Genomic DNA, 19,198 nt, shown 5'->3' with positions numbered 1-19,198 from the left:
CCCCGCCATGGCCGGGAACGAAAACTAGAGTGTTGGATGATAGCCGGAACTCACCGGTCACATTCTTGCGTCGCCTTCGCCGCGACCAGCAAGCATCGCTTGCAAGCCATTGCCGATTTTTCGGGGCAAGTCCTCACGTACTTGCTGGCAGGCACGCTCGATAGCCACCTGCAGCCCCTGCACACCCGCAGCACCATGGCTTTTCACGACTACCCCCTGCAGGCCGAGGAAACTGGCGCCGTTATGCCGTGCCGGCACCAGCTCTTCGCGCAACCGGCGAAGCACCGGCAAAGCCACCGCGCCAGCCAGCCGCGCGGCCAGCCCGCCGTTGAATTGCGCCTCGATCCGCTCGCCGATCATGCTCGCCAACCCTTCGCTTGCCTTGAGCAGCACGTTACCCACGAAGCCATCGCAGACCACCACGTCAGCCTCGCCGCGATAAAGGCCATCGCCTTCGACGAAACCGATGTAGTTGATGCTCGCCCGCTGCAATCGCGCCGCCGCCGCCTTGACCTGCTGGTTGCCCTTGATCTCCTCGGTGCCTACATTGAGCAGTGCCACACGCGGCTGCATCACACCTTGAGCCTCGGCGGCAACAGCCCCCATGAGGGCGAACTGATAGAGGTGCTCGGCGTCGCAATCCACGTTGGCGCCCAGGTCAAGCAGTTGGCAGTGACCGGTGCGCGTGGGAATGGCGGCGACCATCGCGGGGCGATCCACGCCTGGCAAGGTCTTCAATACATGACGCGACAACGCCATCAGCGCACCGGTATTGCCGGCACTGACCACTGCCTGCACCTTACCGTCGCGCAGGGCTTGCAGCGCCACGCGCATGGAAGCGTCCAGCTTGCCGCGCAGCACCTGCGACGGCTTGTCGCTCATGCCGATTACTTCGGTAGCAGGAAGAATGTACAGACGCGAGCGATCGACACCGCGATGGGTGGCGAGAATCTCTTCAAGGAGCTTGGGTTGACCCACCAGGGCCAGGTGCAGCGAGGGGTATTTGGAAAGGCAGGCGACACAGGCCTGAACAATGCCGCGGGGACCGAAGTCCCCGCCCATTGCGTCGATCGCGAGGATCTGAGCGGACAAGGATTACTCGTCGGCGCCCTTGTCGATCACTTTACGACCACGGTAAACGCCTTCAGGCGAAACGTGGTGGCGCAGGTGAACTTCGCCAGTGGTTTTTTCCACGGACAGTGCGTTCGGCTCGAGGGCGTCGTGCGAACGGCGCATGTCGCGGGCAGAGCGGGATTTTTTGTTCTGCTGAACAGCCATAACTGATTAACTCCTAAACGTTTGGGTCACGCTTTAACTGCGCCAATACACTGAACGGGTTGGACCGTGGTACCTCGTCCTCGCTCGGTTCGGGCTCATCGAGACCCGCCGGCGGCTGGCATTCTTCCGGATGATGAGCAGGGATGATCGGCAGCGCGAGCAAAAGCTCGTCTTCGACCACCGCCCGCAGATCCAAGGGATCCTCGCCCACTTCCAGCACGTCATAACCTTTCGGTATCGATTGGGTATTCGCACCCTCCTTGACCACGGCGTAAGTACATTCGCTGTGAATCGGGAGGGTGACCAGCTCAAGACAACGCTGGCAAACCATCTTCACTTCGACATCAAGATCACTGCGCATGACCACAGTATGATCTTCGTCTCTGGCGAAGATGAATTTACCCTGGACCGTACCGACGTCGTCGGATAGCAGGTCGCAAAGTCTCTCCAAACTAGCGAGTGGCAGGCTACCTTCGAGGGTAGCGCCGCGATCGGCCAGTTTGCGCGGGTCAACGTGAGGTGGAATCGGGTCATTCAACATAGGCGCAGCATTCTAGGGATGCCCCCCGGCTGTGTCAAAGGAAATTCGGCCATCGGCAGCGTAACGGCGCAGGGGTAGAATCACCGCCTGCCAACAAAGAGGGATCGACCATGCGGCCACTGATTCTAGCGTCAAGCTCGCCCTATCGGCAGGCCTTGCTCAAGCGCCTGGGCCTGCCATTTTCAACCCACGCGCCCGAGGTCGACGAGCGGCGCCATGAGGGCGAATCAGCATTGGCGCTGGTACTGCGCCTGGCTGAGGACAAAGCCCGGGCGCTCGCCCTCCGCTACCCGCACCATCTGATCATCGGCTCAGACCAAGTGGCAGTGCTCGGTGATCAGGTGCTCGGCAAGCCCGGCGGGTTCGAACAGGCTTTGGCGCAACTGACTGCCGCAAGCGGCGAGCGAGTGACCTTCCTCACCGGGCTGGCATTGCTCGACAGCGCGAGCGGTGAATGCCAGGTAGACGCCGTCGCTTTTTCAGTGAACATGCGCAAGCTTCCCCAAGACGCCCTCACCCGCTATCTGCAGGCCGAACAACCTTACGATTGCGCCGGCAGCTTCAAGGCGGAGGGGCTGGGCGTAAGCCTGTTCGAAAGCACCGAAGGGCCCGACGCGACCAGCCTGATCGGCCTGCCACTCATCCGCCTGGTGGCGATGCTGGCTGCGATGGGCGTCGCGGTCCCTTGAGCCGGGGCGGCTAGCGCAGAGCTGGGCCGGTGAACCCCATCCACATGGCCATTTCGCTGGCCACGCTGGCGCCGAGCTTTTTAGAAAAACGATCCAGCGGTGACTGCTCGACCGTGAAGTCGACCAGGTCCTCCGCGCCGACAATCTCGCGGGCGACATAGCTGCTGTTACCCAACCCGTCGATCAGACCCAGGTCCAGGGCCTGCTCCCCAGACCAGATCAACCCGGAAAACAGCTCGGGATGGTCCTTGTCCTTCAGGCGATCCCCACGGCCCGCCTTGACCTGGGCGATGAACTGCCGGTGGGTGGTATCCAGCACGCCTTGCCAGAACCGGGTTTCCGATTCCTTTGCCGGCTGGAACGGATCGAGGAATGCCTTGTGCTCGCCCGAGCTGTACGGTCGACGCTCCACGCCGAGCTTCTCCATGGTGCCGACGAAGCCGTAGCCGGCTGCCGTGACGCCGATCGAGCCGACGAGGCTGGCCTTGTCGGCGTAGATCTGGTCCGCGGCGCTGGCGATGTAGTAGGCACCGGAGGCGCCCAGGTCGGCGATCACCGCATACAGCTTGACCTGTGGGTGAAGCCCGCGCAGCCGGCGGATTTCGTCGTACACATACCCGGACTGGACCGGGCTTCCGCCAGGGCTGTTGATCCGCAGCACCACACCCTTGACCTTCGGGTCGTCAAAGGCGGCACGCAGGCTGCTGACGATATTGTCGGCGCTGGCGTCCTCCTTGTCGGCGATCATGCCTTGCACGTCGATGAGCGCGGTATAGCCACCCGCTTTGCCGGCGCTTTTCTCCAGCTTGCCCAGCGGCGAGAACAAGAACAGCATGCCCAGCAGGTAAAGGAAGGTCAGGCACTTGAAGAAAATCCCCCAGCGGCGCGCGCGACGTTGTTCCTGCACGCTGGCCAACAGGGTTTTCTCCAGCAGCTGCCAGCTGCGCTCATCCCCGGAGCGCGGTACGTCGCCTTCCGAGGCGGATGGTGCTTTCCATTGATCGGACATCCGTTTACTCACTTCTCGCAGGTAGTGGTTCGCCCGGCTGTAGCCAGGCGGTCAGTTGGGCGAAACGTTCGATCGCCAGCACCGGCTCGTAGACCATCAGCGCCGCCAGATCGATGGCACCATAGCCTACGGCCACGCAAGGCATACCCGCGTTATGGGCCATTTGCAGATCAAAGGCCGAGTCGCCGATCATCAAGGCGCGCCCGGCACTGACCCCGCAATGTTGCAGAATTTCTTCCAGCATCAGCGGGTGCGGCTTGCTGCAGGTTTCATCCGCCGCCCGGGTGATATCGAAAAAGTCTTCCAGGCCATGCCCCTTGAGCACGCGATCAAGGCCACGGCGCGCCTTCCCTGTTGCCACCGCCAACCGATAACCGGCGCGGCGAAACGCCTCCAGCCCTTGGGCGACACCGGGGAACAATGGCGAGGGAGTCGCTTCCAGCGCGATGTAGCGCTGCGCGTAATGCTCGCGAAAATCGATCACGGCGGCGTCATCAAGACGGGGATAAAGCGAGCGGATGGCCTCCGGCAGGCCCAGGCCGATAATGCCTTTTATCTGCACATCGTCTCGTGGCGCGAGCCCGGCGCGAATCGCTGCATGTTGCATGGCGTCGACAATCCGACCGATGGAGTCGGCAAGGGTGCCGTCCCAGTCGAACACCAGCAGGTCGTAATCAGGCACTGGCCAGGCGCTCCACCGCGGCTGACCACAACTCATCGACCGGTGCTTGTACGTCCAAGCGGCTGCCATCGGGCAAGGTCAACGACAACGCATAGGCATGCAGGAACAACCGCTTGCCACCCAAGTCGCGAAGCTCGCGGCTGAACTCCTCGTCTCCATATTTGGGATCCCCGGCAATGCAGTGCCCCGCATGCAGGGCATGCACGCGGATCTGGTGGGTGCGCCCGGTAACCGGGCGCGCCTCCACCAGGGTGGCGAAGTCGCCGAAACGGCGCAGCACCTTGAACAGCGTCAGGGCCTCCTTGCCTTCGGGATTGACCTCGACCATGCGCTCACCCGAGCGCAGGTTGCTCTTGAGCAAGGGTGCGTTGACTTGTTTCTTGCTAGTTGGCCAGTGCCCGCGGACCAGTGCCATGTAGCGCTTATCCACGCCGTCCCCGCGCAACGCCTCATGCAAGTGCCGCAGCATGCTACGCTTCTTGGCAATCATCAGCAGCCCGGAGGTGTCGCGATCCAGCCGGTGTACCAGCTCCAGCTCCTTGGCATCAGGGCGCAGTTGCCGGAACGCCTCGATGACCCCAAAGCTGAGCCCGCTGCCGCCATGCACGGCGATACCGGCCGGCTTGTTGATGATGATCAGGCCCTTGTCTTCATGGACGATGGCTGCCTCGAGACGCTGCAACAGCCCTTGCGCGACAGGCACAGGGGCGTCCCGCTCGGGCAGACGCAGCGGCGGCACCCGCACGATGTCACCGGCCTGAAGCTTATACTCAGGTTTTATCCGGCCTTTATTCACGCGCACTTCGCCTTTGCGCAGGATGCGATACACCAGCGTGCGAGGTACGCCCTTGAGGGCCGTGATAAGGAAATTGTCGATGCGTTGGCCGGCAAGTTCCGGCGCAACTTCAAGCAACTGAACGCCTGAAGTTGGGGGAGAGGTCGTGGTCATGCCGCGGATAATATCAATTTTTCAGCCATTTGAAGCACTTAATGTTTGCTGCTATAGTCCCGAACGCCGCCATAAGCGGCCGGGGAGTGACAGACGGTAAACGACCGCCGCTTACCCAGGTGTTAGAAGAGGACGCGAGGCCGTCCGACGGGGCTTGCACCGCGCGGCGAACCGGTGGTTCGTGCAAGGCGCGGCCAGGCAAAACGAGTCGAACTCATCAGGGCGGTCTTATCGGGCCCTGGCTGTTCGAATCCTGTGGCTAATAAACAAGCGCAGCCGTTTAGCCTGGTATCGGTGAAGGCTTCGGAAATACAAGCCTTGATTTTTTTTAGCGTGCGACGGCCAACAGGCGTCGCGATAAATGCCAACCCGTTGCGGATTCAGCGCGCGGCAGCACCCGAATTATCAGGGATACGTGTAGGGTGGAGATGCACAGGTAACGTGCCGTGTGGCACCGCGCCCTGCCAGTGGCGGCCCAGGATCTGTAAGAAACAGAGCCTGGCGCCAGCCCGCGGCACGGCCGGCCCGCGCAGATGCCCCCGAGGGCGTCCACGGTCGAGACCTGATTCCTCCTCCTGACTGAGTGCTTTTGACACCACACAAAGGCAGGACGCGTCGCCAAGGCGCAGGCTTAAAGAAGCCTCACCACTGGCCGGGAAGCTATCAACGCCTCCCTCGCACCTGAACACCGACCGTGAGAAGTCGTGTGTGCCGAACGCTGTTTCCGGCAGCCCGGAAACCGACGGTACTACATGAAAAGAATGCTGATTAACGCAACTCAACCCGAAGAGTTGCGTGTTGCCCTGGTAGATGGCCAGCGCCTCTATGACCTGGATATCGAATCCGGTGCGCGAGAGCAGAAGAAGGCCAACATCTACAAGGGCCGCATCACCCGCATCGAGCCGAGCCTTGAAGCCGCTTTCGTCGACTTCGGCTCCGAACGCCACGGCTTTCTGCCGCTGAAAGAAATCTCCCGCGAATACTTCAAGAAGGCCCCCGAAGGTCGGGTCAACATCAAGGAAGTGTTGAGCGAAGGCCAGGAAGTCATCGTCCAGGTCGAGAAAGAAGAACGTGGCAACAAGGGCGCGGCCCTGACCACTTTCATCAGCCTCGCCGGCCGTTACCTGGTGCTGATGCCAAATAACCCCCGCGCTGGCGGCATTTCGCGGCGCATCGAGGGTGAAGAGCGCAATGAACTGCGCGAAGCGCTGAATGGCTTGGTCGCCCCAGCCGACATGGGCCTGATCGTCCGCACCGCTGGCCTGGGCCGTAGCAGCGAAGAAATGCAGTGGGACCTGGATTACCTGCTGCAACTGTGGACCGCGATCAAAGAAGCTTCGCTGGATCGTTCCGCGCCTTTCCTGATTTACCAGGAAAGCAACGTCATCATCCGTGCGATCCGCGATTACCTGCGCCAGGACATCGGCGAAGTGCTGATCGACAGCGTCGAGGCCCAGGAAGAAGCACTGACCTTCATCCGCCAAGTGATGCCCCAGTACGCCAGCAAGATCAAGCTGTACGAAGACAGCGTTCCGTTGTTCAACCGCTTCCAGATCGAAAGCCAGATCGAAACGGCCTTCCAGCGCGTCGTCGAATTGCCGTCCGGCGGCTCGATCGTGATCGACCCCACCGAAGCCCTGGTTTCCATCGACATCAACTCTGCTCGCGCCACCAAAGGCAGCGACATCGAGGAAACCGCGCTCCAGACCAACCTGGAAGCGGCCGAGGAAATCGCCCGCCAACTGCGCCTGCGTGATATCGGCGGCCTGATCGTCATCGACTTCATCGACATGACCCCCGCCAAGAACCAGCGCGCGGTGGAAGAGCGGGTGCGCGAGTGCCTCGAAGCCGACCGCGCGCGGGTGCAAGTGGGCCGTATCTCCCGCTTTGGCCTGTTGGAAATGTCTCGCCAGCGCCTGCGCCCCTCGCTGGGTGAAAGCAGCGGTATCGTTTGCCCACGCTGCAGCGGCACCGGCATCATCCGCGACGTCGAATCCCTCTCCCTGGCCATCCTGCGCCTGATCGAGGAAGAAGCCCTGAAGGATCGCACCGCCGAAGTGCGTGCTCAGGTACCGATCCCGGTAGCCGCGTTCCTGCTCAACGAAAAACGCAACTCGATCACCAAGATCGAACTGCGTACCCGGGCGCGGATCATCATCCTGCCGAACGATCACCTGGAAACGCCGCACTTCGAAGTGCAGCGCCTGCGTGATGACAACCCGGAAGTGTTGAACGCGCAATCGAGCTACGAAATTGCCGCCGCCGAAGTCGAGGAAGCTCAGCCGGCTGCCGCTACCCGCACCCTGGTTCGCCAGGAAGCCGCGGTAAAGACCGCCCCTGCCCGCGCCAACGCGCCGATGCCGGCCAGCGAGGAGCCACAGCCCGCGCCGCAACCGAGCACCGCGCCAGCCACCGCCGAGCCGAGCCTGTTCAAGGGCCTGGTGAAGTCGCTGGTCAGCCTGTTCGCCGGCAAGGAAGAACCCGCGGCCCCTGTCGCCGCCGCTGCCGCGCCCAAGCCCGCCACCGAGCGCACCTCGCGCAACGAAGAGCGTCGCAACGGCCGCCAGCAAAGCCGCAACCGCAACGGGCGTCGTGACGAAGAGCGCAAGCCGCGTGAAGAGCGCGCTCCGCGTGAAGAACGTGCCAGCCGTGAAGAACGCGTCCCGCGCGAGGAACGTGCACCGCGCGAGCCGCGCGAAGAGGCACCGGTTGCACGCGAGGAGCGTACTCCGCGCCCGCCACGCGAAGCCCGTGCACCTCGTGAAGAGCGCCGCCCACGCGAGGACCGCCCGGTACGCGAACTGCGTGAGCCTCTGGACGCGCCTGCCCAGCCCCGTGAAGAGCGCCAGCCCCGCGAAGAACGCGCCGAGCGCCCGGCCCGCGAAGAGCGTGCACCGCGCGAGCCACGTGAGGAACGCGCACCGCGTGAAGAACGCGCACCGCGTGAAGAACGTGCACCTCGCGAGGAACGCCAGCCGCGCCCTGCCCGCGAGGAGCAGCCGCAACAGCAGCCTGAGCCGACTCCGGCTGAGGAAGCGGTACTGAACGAAGAACTGCATGACGATGGTCAAGACACCAACGAAGGCGACCGTCCACGTCGCCGCTCGCGTGGCCAGCGCCGCCGCAGCAACCGCCGTGAGCGCCAACGCGACGCCAACGGCGAGCTGATTGGCAACGATGGCGCTGAAGAAGGCGAAGGCGCCGAAGCCTCCGCCCCGGGCGAGCCTATAGCCTCTGTGGCCGCCAGCGTCACCGCGGCAGCCGTGGTGGTTGAGGGCGTTATCAGCCAGGAAGCCGAAGCGCAGGCCAACGAGCAAGCCGAACAGGCGACTCGCCAGCTGGAAGCAGCTGACACCACCGCCGCGCCGGAAATCGTCGCCACGCCGGTGGAACAAGCATCCTCCATCGTGCCGCAGCCGTTGGAGCGTCTCGTCGAGCCGCAAACCGTGGAAACCACTCCAGAGCCATTGCCGGAGGTGTCGGTAGCGCCAGTGGTCGAGCAACCGGTACAGCATGTGGACGTTCCAGCGGCCACCGAAGCTGCCGAGCTGCCAGTGCAACCGGTGACCGAACAACCGCTGCATGTTGCACCAGCCAGCGAGCCGGCCCCCGCCGAGCAAGCACCGTTCAACGAGGCGACGGCCGCGACGCAAGAGCCTACGGAGCCGGCCGCGACCCCCGCGGTATTGGCTAACGGTCGCGCACCGAACGACCCACGTGAAGTGCGTCGCCGCAAGCGCGAAGCTGAGCTGGCCGCGGCTGCTGCCCGTGAAGCCGAAGAAGCGGCGACCCTGGCAAACGCCAGCGCCCTTGCTCAGGCACAAGCGCCGGTGGAGGTTGAGGCGCCCGCACCGGTCGTGGTCGACCCCATCACCTTGACCGAAGTGGAGCCGGCACCTGCAGCCGACACGGCCGTGCAAGCCGCGCCGCAGCCGCAACAGCCGTCATTCGCTGAAGCCGCCGAAGCTACGCCTAAGGTTGCCGAGCACACTTCTACTCCCGTCATCGACGAGAACGTGCAAAGCGCTGAAGAGGTTGAAGCTACGGTCGAGCACAGCGAAGACCAGGACAAGGAGCCCAAGCCGTTGGCCTGAGCTCTTTGAATGAAAAAACCCCTGTCATCTTGCGGTGACAGGGGTTTTTTTATGGCCTTGGCGCGACTCCATGCGATGCCGATCGCCAACAAACCTGAGACGGAGCCTCGGCTGATTAGATCAAATCCCCTGGCACATCCACATCACGCAACACGCCAGGATCATCAACCTCCAGAAGGTTGACCCGCCCCTCTTGCAATAGCCGACGGCCGCCCTGATCGCCACGCAAGGCGGCCAATGCCGGACCGAAGGCCGCGCCGAAACCCACCGGATGGCCCCGTTGCCCCTGGTACACCGGCACACAAGCACGATCACCGCTCATGCCGCCCGCTACCCGCAAGGGGGTGTCGTTGCGTACCCAGGGCATGTCACCAAGCGCTACCAGCCAGCCGCGTGCACTGGCTCGGGCACGCACGGCGGCACTCAGGCTGTCGCCCATTCCGTCTGAACCCACCAGCAGGCTGTCAAAACCGTGCCGGGCTGCGAGTTCTGTTAATTGCGCCTGCCCCACGCAGCCGCGACGCAGGACCAGCAAACGTTCCCCGGGCCAGTCACGGAACGTCAGTAACCCATGCTCGAGCACTGCACGACGGCTACCGTCGAGGCCCGCGCATGTCGCAAGCAATTTGTTCGCTCCAACGCCGGCCTGCTCCGCGAAGCGGCGCCCATAGCCGGCAGCCAGGACCACAGCGCAAAGGTCGCTCATTGCCCACGGTTTTTGATAGCGACCACTTCGGCCATGAGCGAGAGAGCGATTTCCGCCGGGGTGTGACTGCCTATCGGCAACCCGATGGGCCCATGCAAACGTGCCAGGGCTTGTGGGCTCACACCAAGAGCCGCCAGGTTGACCCGGCGCTTGTCACTGTTGACGCGGGACCCTAAGGCACCCACGTAGAACGCTTTCGAGTCCAGGGCCGTCAACAGCGCCATGTCGTCCAGCCGCGGGTCGTGGGTCAGCGCTACGATAGCCGTGCGTTCGTCCGGCCCGATGGCCAGCACCGCGTCGTCTGGCATCCCCGCCACGAAGCGCCCGTGTTCGGTTTGCCAGCCTTGGGTGAATTCGGTGCGCGGATCGCACACCAGCACTTCGAAATCGAGCATCCGTGCCAGCTCGGCCACGCAGCGCGACAGCTGCCCCGCACCGATGAGCAGCAGCCGCCAGCGCGGGCCGTAGAGGGTGCGCAGGCACTGCCCGTCGAAACTTTGCAAGGCCTCGCGACCTGCGCTGGCTAAACTGACCGCCCCGGTCTGAAGATCCAGCTCACGCGCGACTACCTGATGGTCGGCGCAGCGGTCCAGCAGCTCGATCACCCAGCCGGCATCGTTGACCCACTCCTCGGTCAACCGCAGTGTGCCGCCGCAGGGCAAGCCAAAGCGGGCGGCTTCTTCGACGGTGATGCCGTAAGTGACCAACTGCACCTGGCCGCCCTTGCGCTGAAGGCGACCATCATGCAAGCGGGCGATGAGGTCATCTTCGATGCAGCCGCCCGAAACCGAGCCGCTGACCACGCCGTCATCGCGCAAGGCAAGCATGGCTCCCGGCGGCCGAGGGGCGCTACCCCAGGTTTGCACCACGGTATACAGCACCACGGTGCGCCCCTCCCCGACCCAGTCGCGCACATCGCGCAATACGCCAAGATCAACGCTGTTCATCGACCGTCCCTTTCGCGGTTGCCCACCGGCTCTGCGCCGGGTTATCAGCATCGGACGGCGACGAACCGCCGAGGTTCAGGCAGCGGGGAGCAGATTGGCCTCCATTTCCAGCTCCACCCCGAAGCGCGCGCGGATGTCGGCCTGGATGTCGCGGGCCAGAGCCAGCAACTGGGCGCCAGTGGCTGTACCGTGGTTTACCAGCACCAATGCCTGGTGCTGGTGCACCGCGGCGTCGCCGCGCCTATAACCTTTCCAGCCAGCCTGCTCGATCAACCAACCGGCTGCGAGCTTGGCTTGGCCATCGGCCTGCGGATAGGCGACCAATCCCGGCCAACGCTCGCTCAGCGCGGCGGCCTTGGCGGCTGGCACCAGGGGGTTCTTGAAGAAGCTACCGGCGTTGCCCAGCGTGGTGGGGTCAGGCAGCTTTTCGCGACGGATCTGGCAGATCGCTTCGCTGACGTCCCGTGGCCCCGGCTCGGTGATGCCCTGCTCGGCCAGGCGCTGACGCACCGGACCATACTCCAGTTGCAACGGCGCCTCGCGGTCGAGCCAAAAACGCACTCGCAGGATCACCCAGCGACCAGGCTCACGCTTGAACACGCTATCGCGGTAGCCGAAACGGCACTGCTCAAGGGTGAAGTCCTGTAGCTCCCCGCTCTGGCGGTCCAGTGCGGTGAGCCCGGCGAACACATCTTTGACCTCCACCCCATAGGCGCCCACGTTCTGCATGGGCGCGGCCCCGACGGTGCCGGGGATCAGGCTCAGGTTCTCCAGCCCACCCAGGCCTTGGTCCAATGTCCAGCCGACGAAGGGGTGCCAGGGCTCGCCAGCTTCGGCCTCCACCAGCACTCGGCTACCTTGCGCCTGCAACAGCCGCCGGCCACGGCTGGCCATGCGGATCACCAAGCCGGGGAGATCTTCGAGCAACAGCAGATTGCTGCCGCCACCGAGCAGGTAGACCGGTAGCTCGTGGGCCTTGGCATAGCCGAGCGCGGCAAGCAGCGCGGCGTCATCGGTAACCTCCGCGAAATGCGCCGCGCGCACGTCCACCCCAAAGGTGTTATAGGCCTTGAGCGACACACCCTGGTCGATCGCCGCGGTCATCCCGCCTCCAGCAAGCGCCGCACACGCTCCAGGTCTTCGGGAGTATCCACACCCGGTGGCGGCGCGATCAGGGCATCCGCCACATGGATGCGCACGCCGTGCCAAAGGGCGCGAAGCTGCTCGAGCGATTCGGTTTTTTCCAACCAGCACGGGCCCCAGCGGACGAAGTCCTGCAAAAAGCCCGCGCGGTACGCATAGATACCGATGTGCCGGCGATAGGGGACGCCTTCCGGCAGGCGGTCCGGGTGCCGCGCCAGTGCGTCGCGGGCCCAAGGCAGCGGCGCACGGCTGAAGGTCAACGCCAGCCCGGTAAGGTCCGTCACTACCTTGACCACATTGGGGTTGAACAGGTGCTGAGCTTCGAGCAAGGGCTCGCTGAGCGTCGCCATCCGGGCCTGGGTATTGGCCGCCAGGTTGGCCGCGACCTGATCGATGACCACAGGTGGGATGAGCGGCTCATCCCCTTGAACGTTCACTACGATAGCGTCGTCACCCAGGCCCAGGCTGGCGGCGACTTCGGCCAGGCGGTCGGTGCCGGACTCGTGATCGGCGCGAGTCATCACCACCTCGGCGCCAAAGCTTTCGCAGGCAGCGAGGATACGAGCGTCATCGGTGGCGACCACGACTCTCGAAGCCCCGCTCTTGCGGGCTTGTTCCCACACGTGGCGGATCATCGGTTTACCGGCGATCTGCTCGAGCGGCTTGCCGGGGAAGCGGGTGGACCCGTATCTCGCCGGAATGACTACGGTGAACGCTGTGGTCATTTATCCAGGCGCTCGTCGTCGGTGAGGGTGCGGGCTTCGCTTTCGAGCATCACTGGGATGCCGTCGCGAATGGGGTATGCCACCCCAGCGCCCTTGCTGATCAGCTCGGTCTTGTCTTCGCTGAGCTTGAGCGGGCCCTTGCAAATGGGGCAGGCGAGAATGTCGAGCAGTTTGGTGTCCATGGGAATCCTTGCGTCAGGGAGGCCGTTTCAAGCTGGTGGATGGCCCACCAGGCTAGCCAGGCGGGCGTCGAACCAAGCCACGAAGGCCGGCGAAGGTTGCGCGTCCACCGCCAGGTACCACCAGTCGCTTTGCGCGAAAGCCCGGCATTTGACGGCGTCTTTTTCGGTCATCACAACCGGTAAGGCCGGTGCGAACGCCAGCTGGGTTTCGCTATAGGTGGCATGGTCGGCGAAGGCATGCTCGGTCGGGCGCCAGTTTAAACCTTCAAGGGTGGAGAAGAAACGCCGCGGGTTGCCAATCCCGGCAACGGCATGCATAGGTTGGCCCGGCGGGAAGTGGCTCAGCGCCACAGGCTCCCCCGACCGAAGGTTCACCAACGCTACCGGCTCCAGGGTCATCGCATAGCCCAGAGGGCCGTCGCCGCGCTGGCCGTTGCACAGGACCGCGTCCACTTCTTCCAGGCGTTCCGCAGGCTCGCGCAGCGGCCCCGCCGGCAGGCAGCGGCGATTGCCAAGACCGCGAGCGGCGTCGATCAGTACCAACTCCAGATCGCGAGCCAAGCGGTAGTGTTGCAGGCCGTCGTCGCACAGGATCAGATCCACTGCATGCGCGGCGAGCAAGGCACGCGCGGCCTGTGCCCGGTCAGGGTCGATGGCCAGCGGAACGCCGCTGCGCTGGACGATCAGCAAGGGCTCATCGCCGGCGACGGCGGCGCTGTCCGAAGCGGACACCAACCAGGGGAAGCGTGGGGGCTGGGCACCGTAGCCCCGGCTGATCACGCCAACTCGCAGGCCAGCCTGGCGACAGTGCTCGATCAACCAAAGAATCATCGGGGTTTTGCCGGTGCCGCCGACGGTGATATTACCGACCACCAGTACCGGCACGGGCGCCTTCCACGCCGGGGCCGTGCCGGCCTTGAAAGCCTGACGGCGGCGGTTGGCGACACGCCGGTAGAGCAGTTCCAGCGGCGCCAGCAGCGAGAGCGCCGGATGGCCCTGATACCAGGCTGCGAGCAAACGGTCGGAGAAAGCCATCAACGCGTCGCCTGCCCCTCGACCGTGGTCATGCTCAAGCGGCTGAAGCCCAGTTTGCCAGCCGCGTCCATGGCGGTGATCACCGCCTGATGTGGAGTTTTACCATCCGCGCTGATCGAAAGCGGCAGGGTGGTGTCCCCGCCTGACTCGGCGCGCAGGGCGGTCATCAAGGTGTCCAGGTCGCTCTTGGGCAGCACGTGGTCGTTGATTGCGTAGTTGCCATCAGCACTGATAGCGATATCCAGGCGCTTGGGCGGGTTTTCCTCGGGCGCGCCGTTGACCGCCTCGGGCAGATCGACCTGCAACTGCGTTTCGCGGGTGAAGGTGGTGGTGACAACAAAGAACAGCAAGAGGATGAACACCACGTCGATCAAGGACGTGAGGTTGATTTCGATGTCCTCGCGCTGCCTGCGGGCGCGACGGAATTTCACGCTTTGCCTCCGCCGATATCGACTTCGCGATCACCATGCACGACCTCGACCAGCTTGATCGCGTCCTGCTCCATGCGCACCACCAGCGCGTCGATTCGCCGTTGCAACAACCGATGGAAAAACACCGCTGGAATGGCCACGATCAGCCCTGAGGCAGTAGTGATCAGTGCCTTGGAAATCCCGCCGGCGAGCACCGTCGCGTTAGTGGCATTACCACTGGCGTTGAAAGCGCTGAAGATATCGATCATGCCTAGCACGGTGCCCAGCAAACCGAGCAGTGGTGCCATGGCTGCGATGGTGCCGAGCGCGCCGACATAACGCTCCAGCTCGTGGATGACGCTGCTGGCAGCCTCTTCGATGCACTCTTTCATGATGTCGCGGCCGTGACGGGAATTGGCAAGGCCGGCGGCGAGGATTTCACCCAGGGGTGAGTTGGCGCGCAGCTCCTTGAGCTTTTCGCCATTGAGCTGTTTGTCTTTTATCCATTTCCACACCTGCGCGACCAGATAAGGCGGGGTCACCCTGCTCGCCCGCAGCGCCCACAAGCGCTCGGCGACGATGGCCAGGGCCGCGATGGAACTCAAAATGATCGGCAGCATCATCCAGCCGCCGGCTTTGACCAATTCCCACACAGTGACGCCCCTCTCGAACAAATTCCGCCACTCTATCACAACGCTCCTAGGACGCGCCGGCGCGCTAGCCGCCGCCGCTGCCGCTGGTCGCGCGCCATAGCCGCGGGCGCTGGCGCCAGTACTCCGGAGCGCTGCCGCGGCCCAAATGCACCTGCACCGCCCCGTGCAAGGCGCTATCCATTGGCCGGATCGCTCGCTGGGCCAACCTCGCCAGCACGTGCGGATGAGGATGGCGAAAGCGGTTGTTCCAGCCCCTGGAGATCAATACGCCGCTGGGTGCGAGAGCATCGAGGAACACTGCCGAACTTGACGTGCCGCTGCCGTGATGCGGCACCTGCAACCAATTCACCGTCAGGCCTGGCCACGCTTTGAGCAGAGCGCGCTCGGCGCTGGCGTCGATATCGCCGGTCAGCAGCAGGCGCTCACCGTTGGCCTCCACCAGCAGCACACATGACGAGGGGTTGCTCTCTTTTGCCGCTGCCCATCGCCAAGGTTTGAAACGCACCCCATCCCATTCCCAGGGTTGGGCGTCCTGGCACGCCTCGGCCTTCCAGCGCCGCGGCGCCTGTTGCGGTTCGCCGGCCATTACCCGGGTGGGCGCAAGCGCGTTGATGAGCGCTTGGCCGCCGCCGCTGTGATCAACGTGAGCATGGCTGAGGACGAAGGCGTCCAGCCGCCGAACACCGAGCCGTCGCAGGCTGGGCACTACCACCTGCTCCCCCGCATCGCCATTGCCGTAGCGCGGGCCAGCGTCGAACACCAAGGCATGCCTGCGCGTGCGCACCAGGATGGCCAGCCCCTGGCCGACGTCCAACTGAACCACCTGCGCCTGCCCCCAGGGTGGCTTGGGCAGCGGGGCGAAGGGCAGCTGCAAAATGAGCGGTAGGCCGAGCCAGCGCAACGGCACACCTGCAGGCAGCAACAATAACAGCGCGCCGAAACTGGCCAGCACCCAGGCAGAAAGCGGTAACTGCGGCGCTAACCAGGCCGGCAGCGCGCTGCCCAAGGGGGTGAGCACACCCAGCAGTATGTCCAGCGCACTGCCGGCCAGCCACAGCAATGGCCCACCGCCCCACGGCAACCAGAGCTCCACAGTGCCGGCCAAGGCCAGTGGCAGGACCACCAGGCTTATCCATGGCACTGCGAAAAGGTTGACCCAGGGCCCGCTCAGGCTGATGGCCAGGCCCAGCGCGCTCATGATCACGCTCAGGCCGAGCGCCACCTGCCATTGCGCTCGAACCAGGCCCTGCCACCACGACCACGCCCCCAAACGCCCGGAAAAACCGAACAGCAACACCGCCACCGCTGCGAAGGACAACCAGAAGCCAGGCGTCAGGCTCACCAAGGGATTGAGCGCCAGTACAGTTGCCAACGCCAGGAGCAACGGGGTGAAGACGCCCAAGTGGCGAAAACGCCAGCGCCATAGCAACGTCACGCAGATCATTAAACAGGCGCGTTGCACCGGCACTTCGAAGCCGGCAAGGGCACCGTAGCCCACCGCGGCCATGCACGCACAGCCGCAGGCCCAAGGCAGCCATGGCCAGCGCCGGGGCCACCAGCCCAATCGGGCCAGGCCGGCAATCAGGCCATACACCAGCCCGGCCAGCAGCCCAACATGCTGCCCGGAAATCACGAACAAGTGCACGGTGCCGGTGGCCTGCAGCAGTCTCCACTGCTCGGGCGACACGCCTGCATCGTCCCCGAGCACCAGTGCCGCCAGCATGCCCAACCTGGGATGCGCTTGCGATTCCAGCAGGCGTTGCCGTATGGCTTCCCGCGGGCCACGGCGCTCGCCGTCGATCCGCTGGCCATCCTTCACGCTGCCGGTTGCGCCTATGCCTCGGGCGAACAACCAGGCCTCGTAGTCGAAACCACCTGGGTTGACCTGCCCCCGCGGCGTGGCGAGCGTTACCGCCAGGCGCCAGCGCTCGCCGCTGCGTACCGGCGGGCCGCCATACCAGCTGAGGCGCAGTCGTGACGGCAGGGCTGCGCGCCGTGACACCGCATCACCCAACTCGAAGCGGACGCTGCGGGCCGATTGCGCGGGCAAGCCGACCACCACGCCTTCGAGCCACAGGGTGCGGTTATTGAGGTCGATAGCCAGGCGATCGGCGTCCATCCGAAGGGCAGCCCACAAGGCCCAGGCCAACCCGAACAGCACCCATCCGAGCCACTTGCCAGCACGCTGAGCCACCCCCGCGAGTACAAGACCTCCCGCGCCGAACAGGGCGACCAGCCAAGCCGGTGGCAAGCCTGGCCACCAGCGCGCGCCCAGCACACCGAACGCGAAAGCCAGCAACGCTGGACGCATACCCTACCCTCCCTGGTCCCCCGCGAAGTATGGGCGGGGAAATCAAACCAGGGCAGAGCAGGCTGTTACCGGGTGTTTGGCGGCTTGAGGGCTGATCAGGAACGCATGCCGCGGCCGCTGACCAGCAGCCGCGCACAGCCGATGTAGAGCACTACGGTGGCGACGGCCATGAAGGTCAGGGCAGTACCGATCTGGATGTCCGACACCCCGAGGATGCCGTAGCGGAAAGAGTTGACCATGTGTAGCACGGGGTTAGCCAGCGACAGGGTCTGCCAGATCGGCGGCAGCAGGTTGATCGAATAGAACACCCCGCCCAGGTAGGTCAGCGGCGTGAGCACGAAGGTCGGGATAATGGAGATATCGTCGAAGTTGCGCGCGAACACGGCATTGATAAAGCCCAGCAGGGAGAAGATAGTCGCCGTCAGCAGCACTACTACGAGGGTCACGCCCAAGTGGTGCACCTGCAGGTGAGTGAAGAACAGCGACAGCAGCGTCACGATCACTCCGACCGCCAGCCCTCGCAGCACGCCGCCGAGGGTATAGCCAATCAGGATGGTATGCGGAGAGACTGGCGACACCATCAGTTCTTCAATGGACCGCTGGAACTTGGCGCCGAAGAAACTCGATACCACATTGCCATAGGAGTTGGTGATCACGGACATCATGATCAGCCCAGGCACGATGTACTGCATGTAGGTGAACCCGCCCATGTCGCCGATCTGGCGGCCGATCAGATTCCCGAAGATCACGAAGTACAACACCATGGTGATCGCCGGGGGCAGCAGGGTCTGCGGCCAGATCCGCATGAAGCGGCGAATCTCCCGGTACACGATAGTGTTGAGCGCGATCAGGTTGGGCGAAAACTCCGTGCTCATAGGGCCACCTTCGCCAGGTTTTTTTCAACCAGTGACACGAACAACTCCTCTAGCCGGTTGGTTTTATTGCGCAGGCTTTGCACTTCGATGTTGCGCATTGCCAATTGGCCGAACAATGCGGTGATGCCCGCCTTTTTATCGACCTGCACTTCTAGCGTATGCGCGTCCAGCAAACGGCAGGGGTAGCCGGCGAGTTCGGGCACGGCTTCGAGGTTCTGCCGCAGGTCCAGCACGAACGTTTCTACATTGAGCTTGCCCAGCAGTTTGCGCATGCTGGTGTTCTCGGCAATGGTGCCGTGATCGATGATGCCTATGTGGCGGCACAGCTGTTCGGCTTCTTCAAGGTAGTGCGTGGTCAGGATGATGGTGATCCCCTTGCGGTTGAGCTCGGTGAGAAAGGTCCACATCGAGCGGCGCAGCTCGATGTCCACGCCGGCGGTGGGCTCGTCGAGAATCAACAGCTTTGGTTCGTGGATCAGTGCGCGGGCGATCATCAGCCGGCGCTTCATGCCGCCGGACAACGACCGTGAAGGGGCATCGCGCTTTTCCCATAGCCCGAGCTGGGTCAGGTATTGCTCAGCCCGCTCCATCGCCACCTTTCGCGGAATGCCGTAGTAGCCGGCCTGGGTAACCACGATGTCGAAGGTTTTTTCAAACTGGTTGAAGTTGAATTCCTGCGGCACTACGCCAATGGAGCGTTTGAGCCGGGCCGGGTCGCGGTCCAGGTCATGCCCGAACACACTCACGCTGCCGCTGGTTTTGTTCACCAGGGTCGAGAGGATGCCGATGGTGGTGGACTTGCCGGCGCCGTTAGGGCCGAGCAATGCGAAGAAATCGCCTTCGGCAACGTCCAGATCGATCCCCTTGAGGGCCTGGAAGCCGTTGCCATAGGTCTTGGTTAGCTGCCGGATGGACAGTGCGGAACTCATGACAGGTCTTTTACCGATAAGAAGGTGGCAGGAACGTTAA

Annotated in this window: 19 protein-coding genes; 2 read left to right on the top strand and 17 right to left on the bottom strand. The window is 63.8% G+C overall.

The features are described from left to right. Positions 1 to 57 precede the first annotated feature (57 nt). From plsX to OGL93_RS12040, 3 genes are read right to left on the bottom strand one after another with little or no spacing between them, the layout of a single operon-like run. Positions 58 to 1,092, bottom strand: a complete 1,035-nt coding sequence (plsX, locus tag OGL93_RS12050) for a phosphate acyltransferase PlsX (protein ID WP_263262873.1) — start codon at positions 1,090 to 1,092, stop codon at positions 58 to 60. A gap of 3 nt (positions 1,093 to 1,095) precedes the next feature. Next, on the bottom strand, positions 1,096 to 1,278 hold the full coding sequence (gene rpmF / locus OGL93_RS12045) for a 50S ribosomal protein L32 (RefSeq protein ID WP_168081858.1): 183 nt from the start codon (positions 1,276 to 1,278) through the stop codon (positions 1,096 to 1,098). A 13-nt stretch (positions 1,279 to 1,291) separates the two neighbouring features. Then, positions 1,292 to 1,819 carry a YceD family protein gene (locus tag OGL93_RS12040; protein WP_263262872.1) on the bottom strand — a complete coding sequence of 176 codons (528 nt, stop codon included), beginning with the start codon at positions 1,817 to 1,819 and terminating at the stop codon, positions 1,292 to 1,294. Between the two features lie 110 nt (positions 1,820 to 1,929). On the opposite strand from OGL93_RS12040, the gene OGL93_RS12035 reads away from it, so the two are divergent. Continuing rightward, complete coding sequence (locus tag OGL93_RS12035) at positions 1,930 to 2,508, top strand: nucleoside triphosphate pyrophosphatase (protein ID WP_263262871.1); 579 nt, start codon at positions 1,930 to 1,932, stop codon at positions 2,506 to 2,508. A gap of 10 nt (positions 2,509 to 2,518) precedes the next feature. On the opposite strand, the gene OGL93_RS12030 is transcribed toward OGL93_RS12035, so the two are convergent. The 3 genes from OGL93_RS12030 to rluC are packed head-to-tail and all read right to left on the bottom strand — an operon-like array spanning position 2,519 to position 5,148. Then, positions 2,519 to 3,517 carry a S49 family peptidase gene (locus OGL93_RS12030; protein ID WP_263262870.1) on the bottom strand — a complete coding sequence of 333 codons (999 nt, stop codon included), beginning with the start codon at positions 3,515 to 3,517 and terminating at the stop codon, positions 2,519 to 2,521. A 4-nt stretch (positions 3,518 to 3,521) separates the two neighbouring features. Next, positions 3,522 to 4,199 (bottom strand): HAD-IIIA family hydrolase, encoded by a 678-nt coding sequence (locus tag OGL93_RS12025; RefSeq protein ID WP_263262869.1) that lies wholly within the window; start codon positions 4,197 to 4,199, stop codon positions 3,522 to 3,524. Beyond that, entirely contained in the window at positions 4,192 to 5,148 is a 957-nt protein-coding gene (gene rluC, locus OGL93_RS12020; RefSeq protein WP_263262868.1) for a 23S rRNA pseudouridine(955/2504/2580) synthase RluC, read from the bottom strand. The genes OGL93_RS12025 and rluC overlap by 8 nt, the downstream gene beginning before the upstream one ends. A 752-nt stretch (positions 5,149 to 5,900) precedes the next feature. Between rluC and rne the strand changes: the two genes are divergently transcribed. Then, positions 5,901 to 9,242 (top strand): ribonuclease E, encoded by a 3,342-nt coding sequence (gene rne, locus OGL93_RS12015; protein WP_263262867.1) that lies wholly within the window; start codon positions 5,901 to 5,903, stop codon positions 9,240 to 9,242. A gap of 115 nt (positions 9,243 to 9,357) precedes the next feature. On the opposite strand, the gene OGL93_RS12010 is transcribed toward rne, so the two are convergent. The 11 genes from OGL93_RS12010 to OGL93_RS11960 all read right to left on the bottom strand — a co-directional run bounded on the left by OGL93_RS12010 (position 9,358) and on the right by OGL93_RS11960 (position 19,158). Beyond that, positions 9,358 to 9,948, bottom strand: a complete 591-nt coding sequence (locus OGL93_RS12010; RefSeq protein WP_263262866.1) for a nucleotidyltransferase family protein — start codon at positions 9,946 to 9,948, stop codon at positions 9,358 to 9,360. Further along, a complete protein-coding gene (locus tag OGL93_RS12005) occupies positions 9,945 to 10,895 on the bottom strand; it encodes an XdhC family protein (protein ID WP_263262865.1) in 951 nt (316 codons plus the stop codon). Before OGL93_RS12005 ends, OGL93_RS12010 begins: the two co-directional genes overlap by 4 nt. Positions 10,896 to 10,970: 75 nt before the next feature. Continuing rightward, positions 10,971 to 11,999 (bottom strand): UDP-N-acetylmuramate dehydrogenase, encoded by a 1,029-nt coding sequence (gene murB / locus OGL93_RS12000; protein WP_263262864.1) that lies wholly within the window; start codon positions 11,997 to 11,999, stop codon positions 10,971 to 10,973. Further along, positions 11,996 to 12,763, bottom strand: a complete 768-nt coding sequence (kdsB, locus tag OGL93_RS11995) for a 3-deoxy-manno-octulosonate cytidylyltransferase (protein WP_263262863.1) — start codon at positions 12,761 to 12,763, stop codon at positions 11,996 to 11,998. Before kdsB ends, murB begins: the two co-directional genes overlap by 4 nt. Continuing rightward, on the bottom strand, positions 12,760 to 12,945 hold the full coding sequence (locus OGL93_RS11990) for a Trm112 family protein (RefSeq protein WP_263262862.1): 186 nt from the start codon (positions 12,943 to 12,945) through the stop codon (positions 12,760 to 12,762). The genes kdsB and OGL93_RS11990 overlap by 4 nt, the downstream gene beginning before the upstream one ends. A gap of 27 nt (positions 12,946 to 12,972) precedes the next feature. Then, positions 12,973 to 13,980 (bottom strand): tetraacyldisaccharide 4'-kinase, encoded by a 1,008-nt coding sequence (gene lpxK / locus OGL93_RS11985; protein WP_263262861.1) that lies wholly within the window; start codon positions 13,978 to 13,980, stop codon positions 12,973 to 12,975. Next, positions 13,980 to 14,411 (bottom strand): biopolymer transporter ExbD, encoded by a 432-nt coding sequence (locus OGL93_RS11980; protein WP_263262860.1) that lies wholly within the window; start codon positions 14,409 to 14,411, stop codon positions 13,980 to 13,982. The genes lpxK and OGL93_RS11980 overlap by 1 nt, the downstream gene beginning before the upstream one ends. Beyond that, positions 14,408 to 15,043: a MotA/TolQ/ExbB proton channel family protein gene (locus tag OGL93_RS11975; RefSeq protein ID WP_263262859.1), complete on the bottom strand. Its 636-nt coding sequence runs from the start codon at positions 15,041 to 15,043 to the stop codon at positions 14,408 to 14,410. The genes OGL93_RS11980 and OGL93_RS11975 overlap by 4 nt, the downstream gene beginning before the upstream one ends. A 64-nt stretch (positions 15,044 to 15,107) precedes the next feature. Further along, positions 15,108 to 17,354: a DNA internalization-related competence protein ComEC/Rec2 gene (locus OGL93_RS11970; protein ID WP_263262858.1), complete on the bottom strand. Its 2,247-nt coding sequence runs from the start codon at positions 17,352 to 17,354 to the stop codon at positions 15,108 to 15,110. Positions 17,355 to 17,449: 95 nt separating this feature from the next. Then, positions 17,450 to 18,229 (bottom strand): ABC transporter permease, encoded by a 780-nt coding sequence (locus OGL93_RS11965; protein WP_263262857.1) that lies wholly within the window; start codon positions 18,227 to 18,229, stop codon positions 17,450 to 17,452. Next, positions 18,226 to 19,158, bottom strand: a complete 933-nt coding sequence (locus tag OGL93_RS11960) for an ABC transporter ATP-binding protein (RefSeq protein WP_263262856.1) — start codon at positions 19,156 to 19,158, stop codon at positions 18,226 to 18,228. The genes OGL93_RS11965 and OGL93_RS11960 overlap by 4 nt, the downstream gene beginning before the upstream one ends. Positions 19,159 to 19,198 lie beyond the last annotated feature (40 nt).

It is taken from the genome of Pseudomonas sp. RIT-PI-S (assembly GCF_025642975.1).
Classification (GTDB): domain Bacteria; phylum Pseudomonadota; class Gammaproteobacteria; order Pseudomonadales; family Pseudomonadaceae; genus Aquipseudomonas.
The sequence above is the reverse complement of the archived record's forward strand: the minus strand, read 5'-3'. Positions and strand labels throughout refer to the sequence as shown.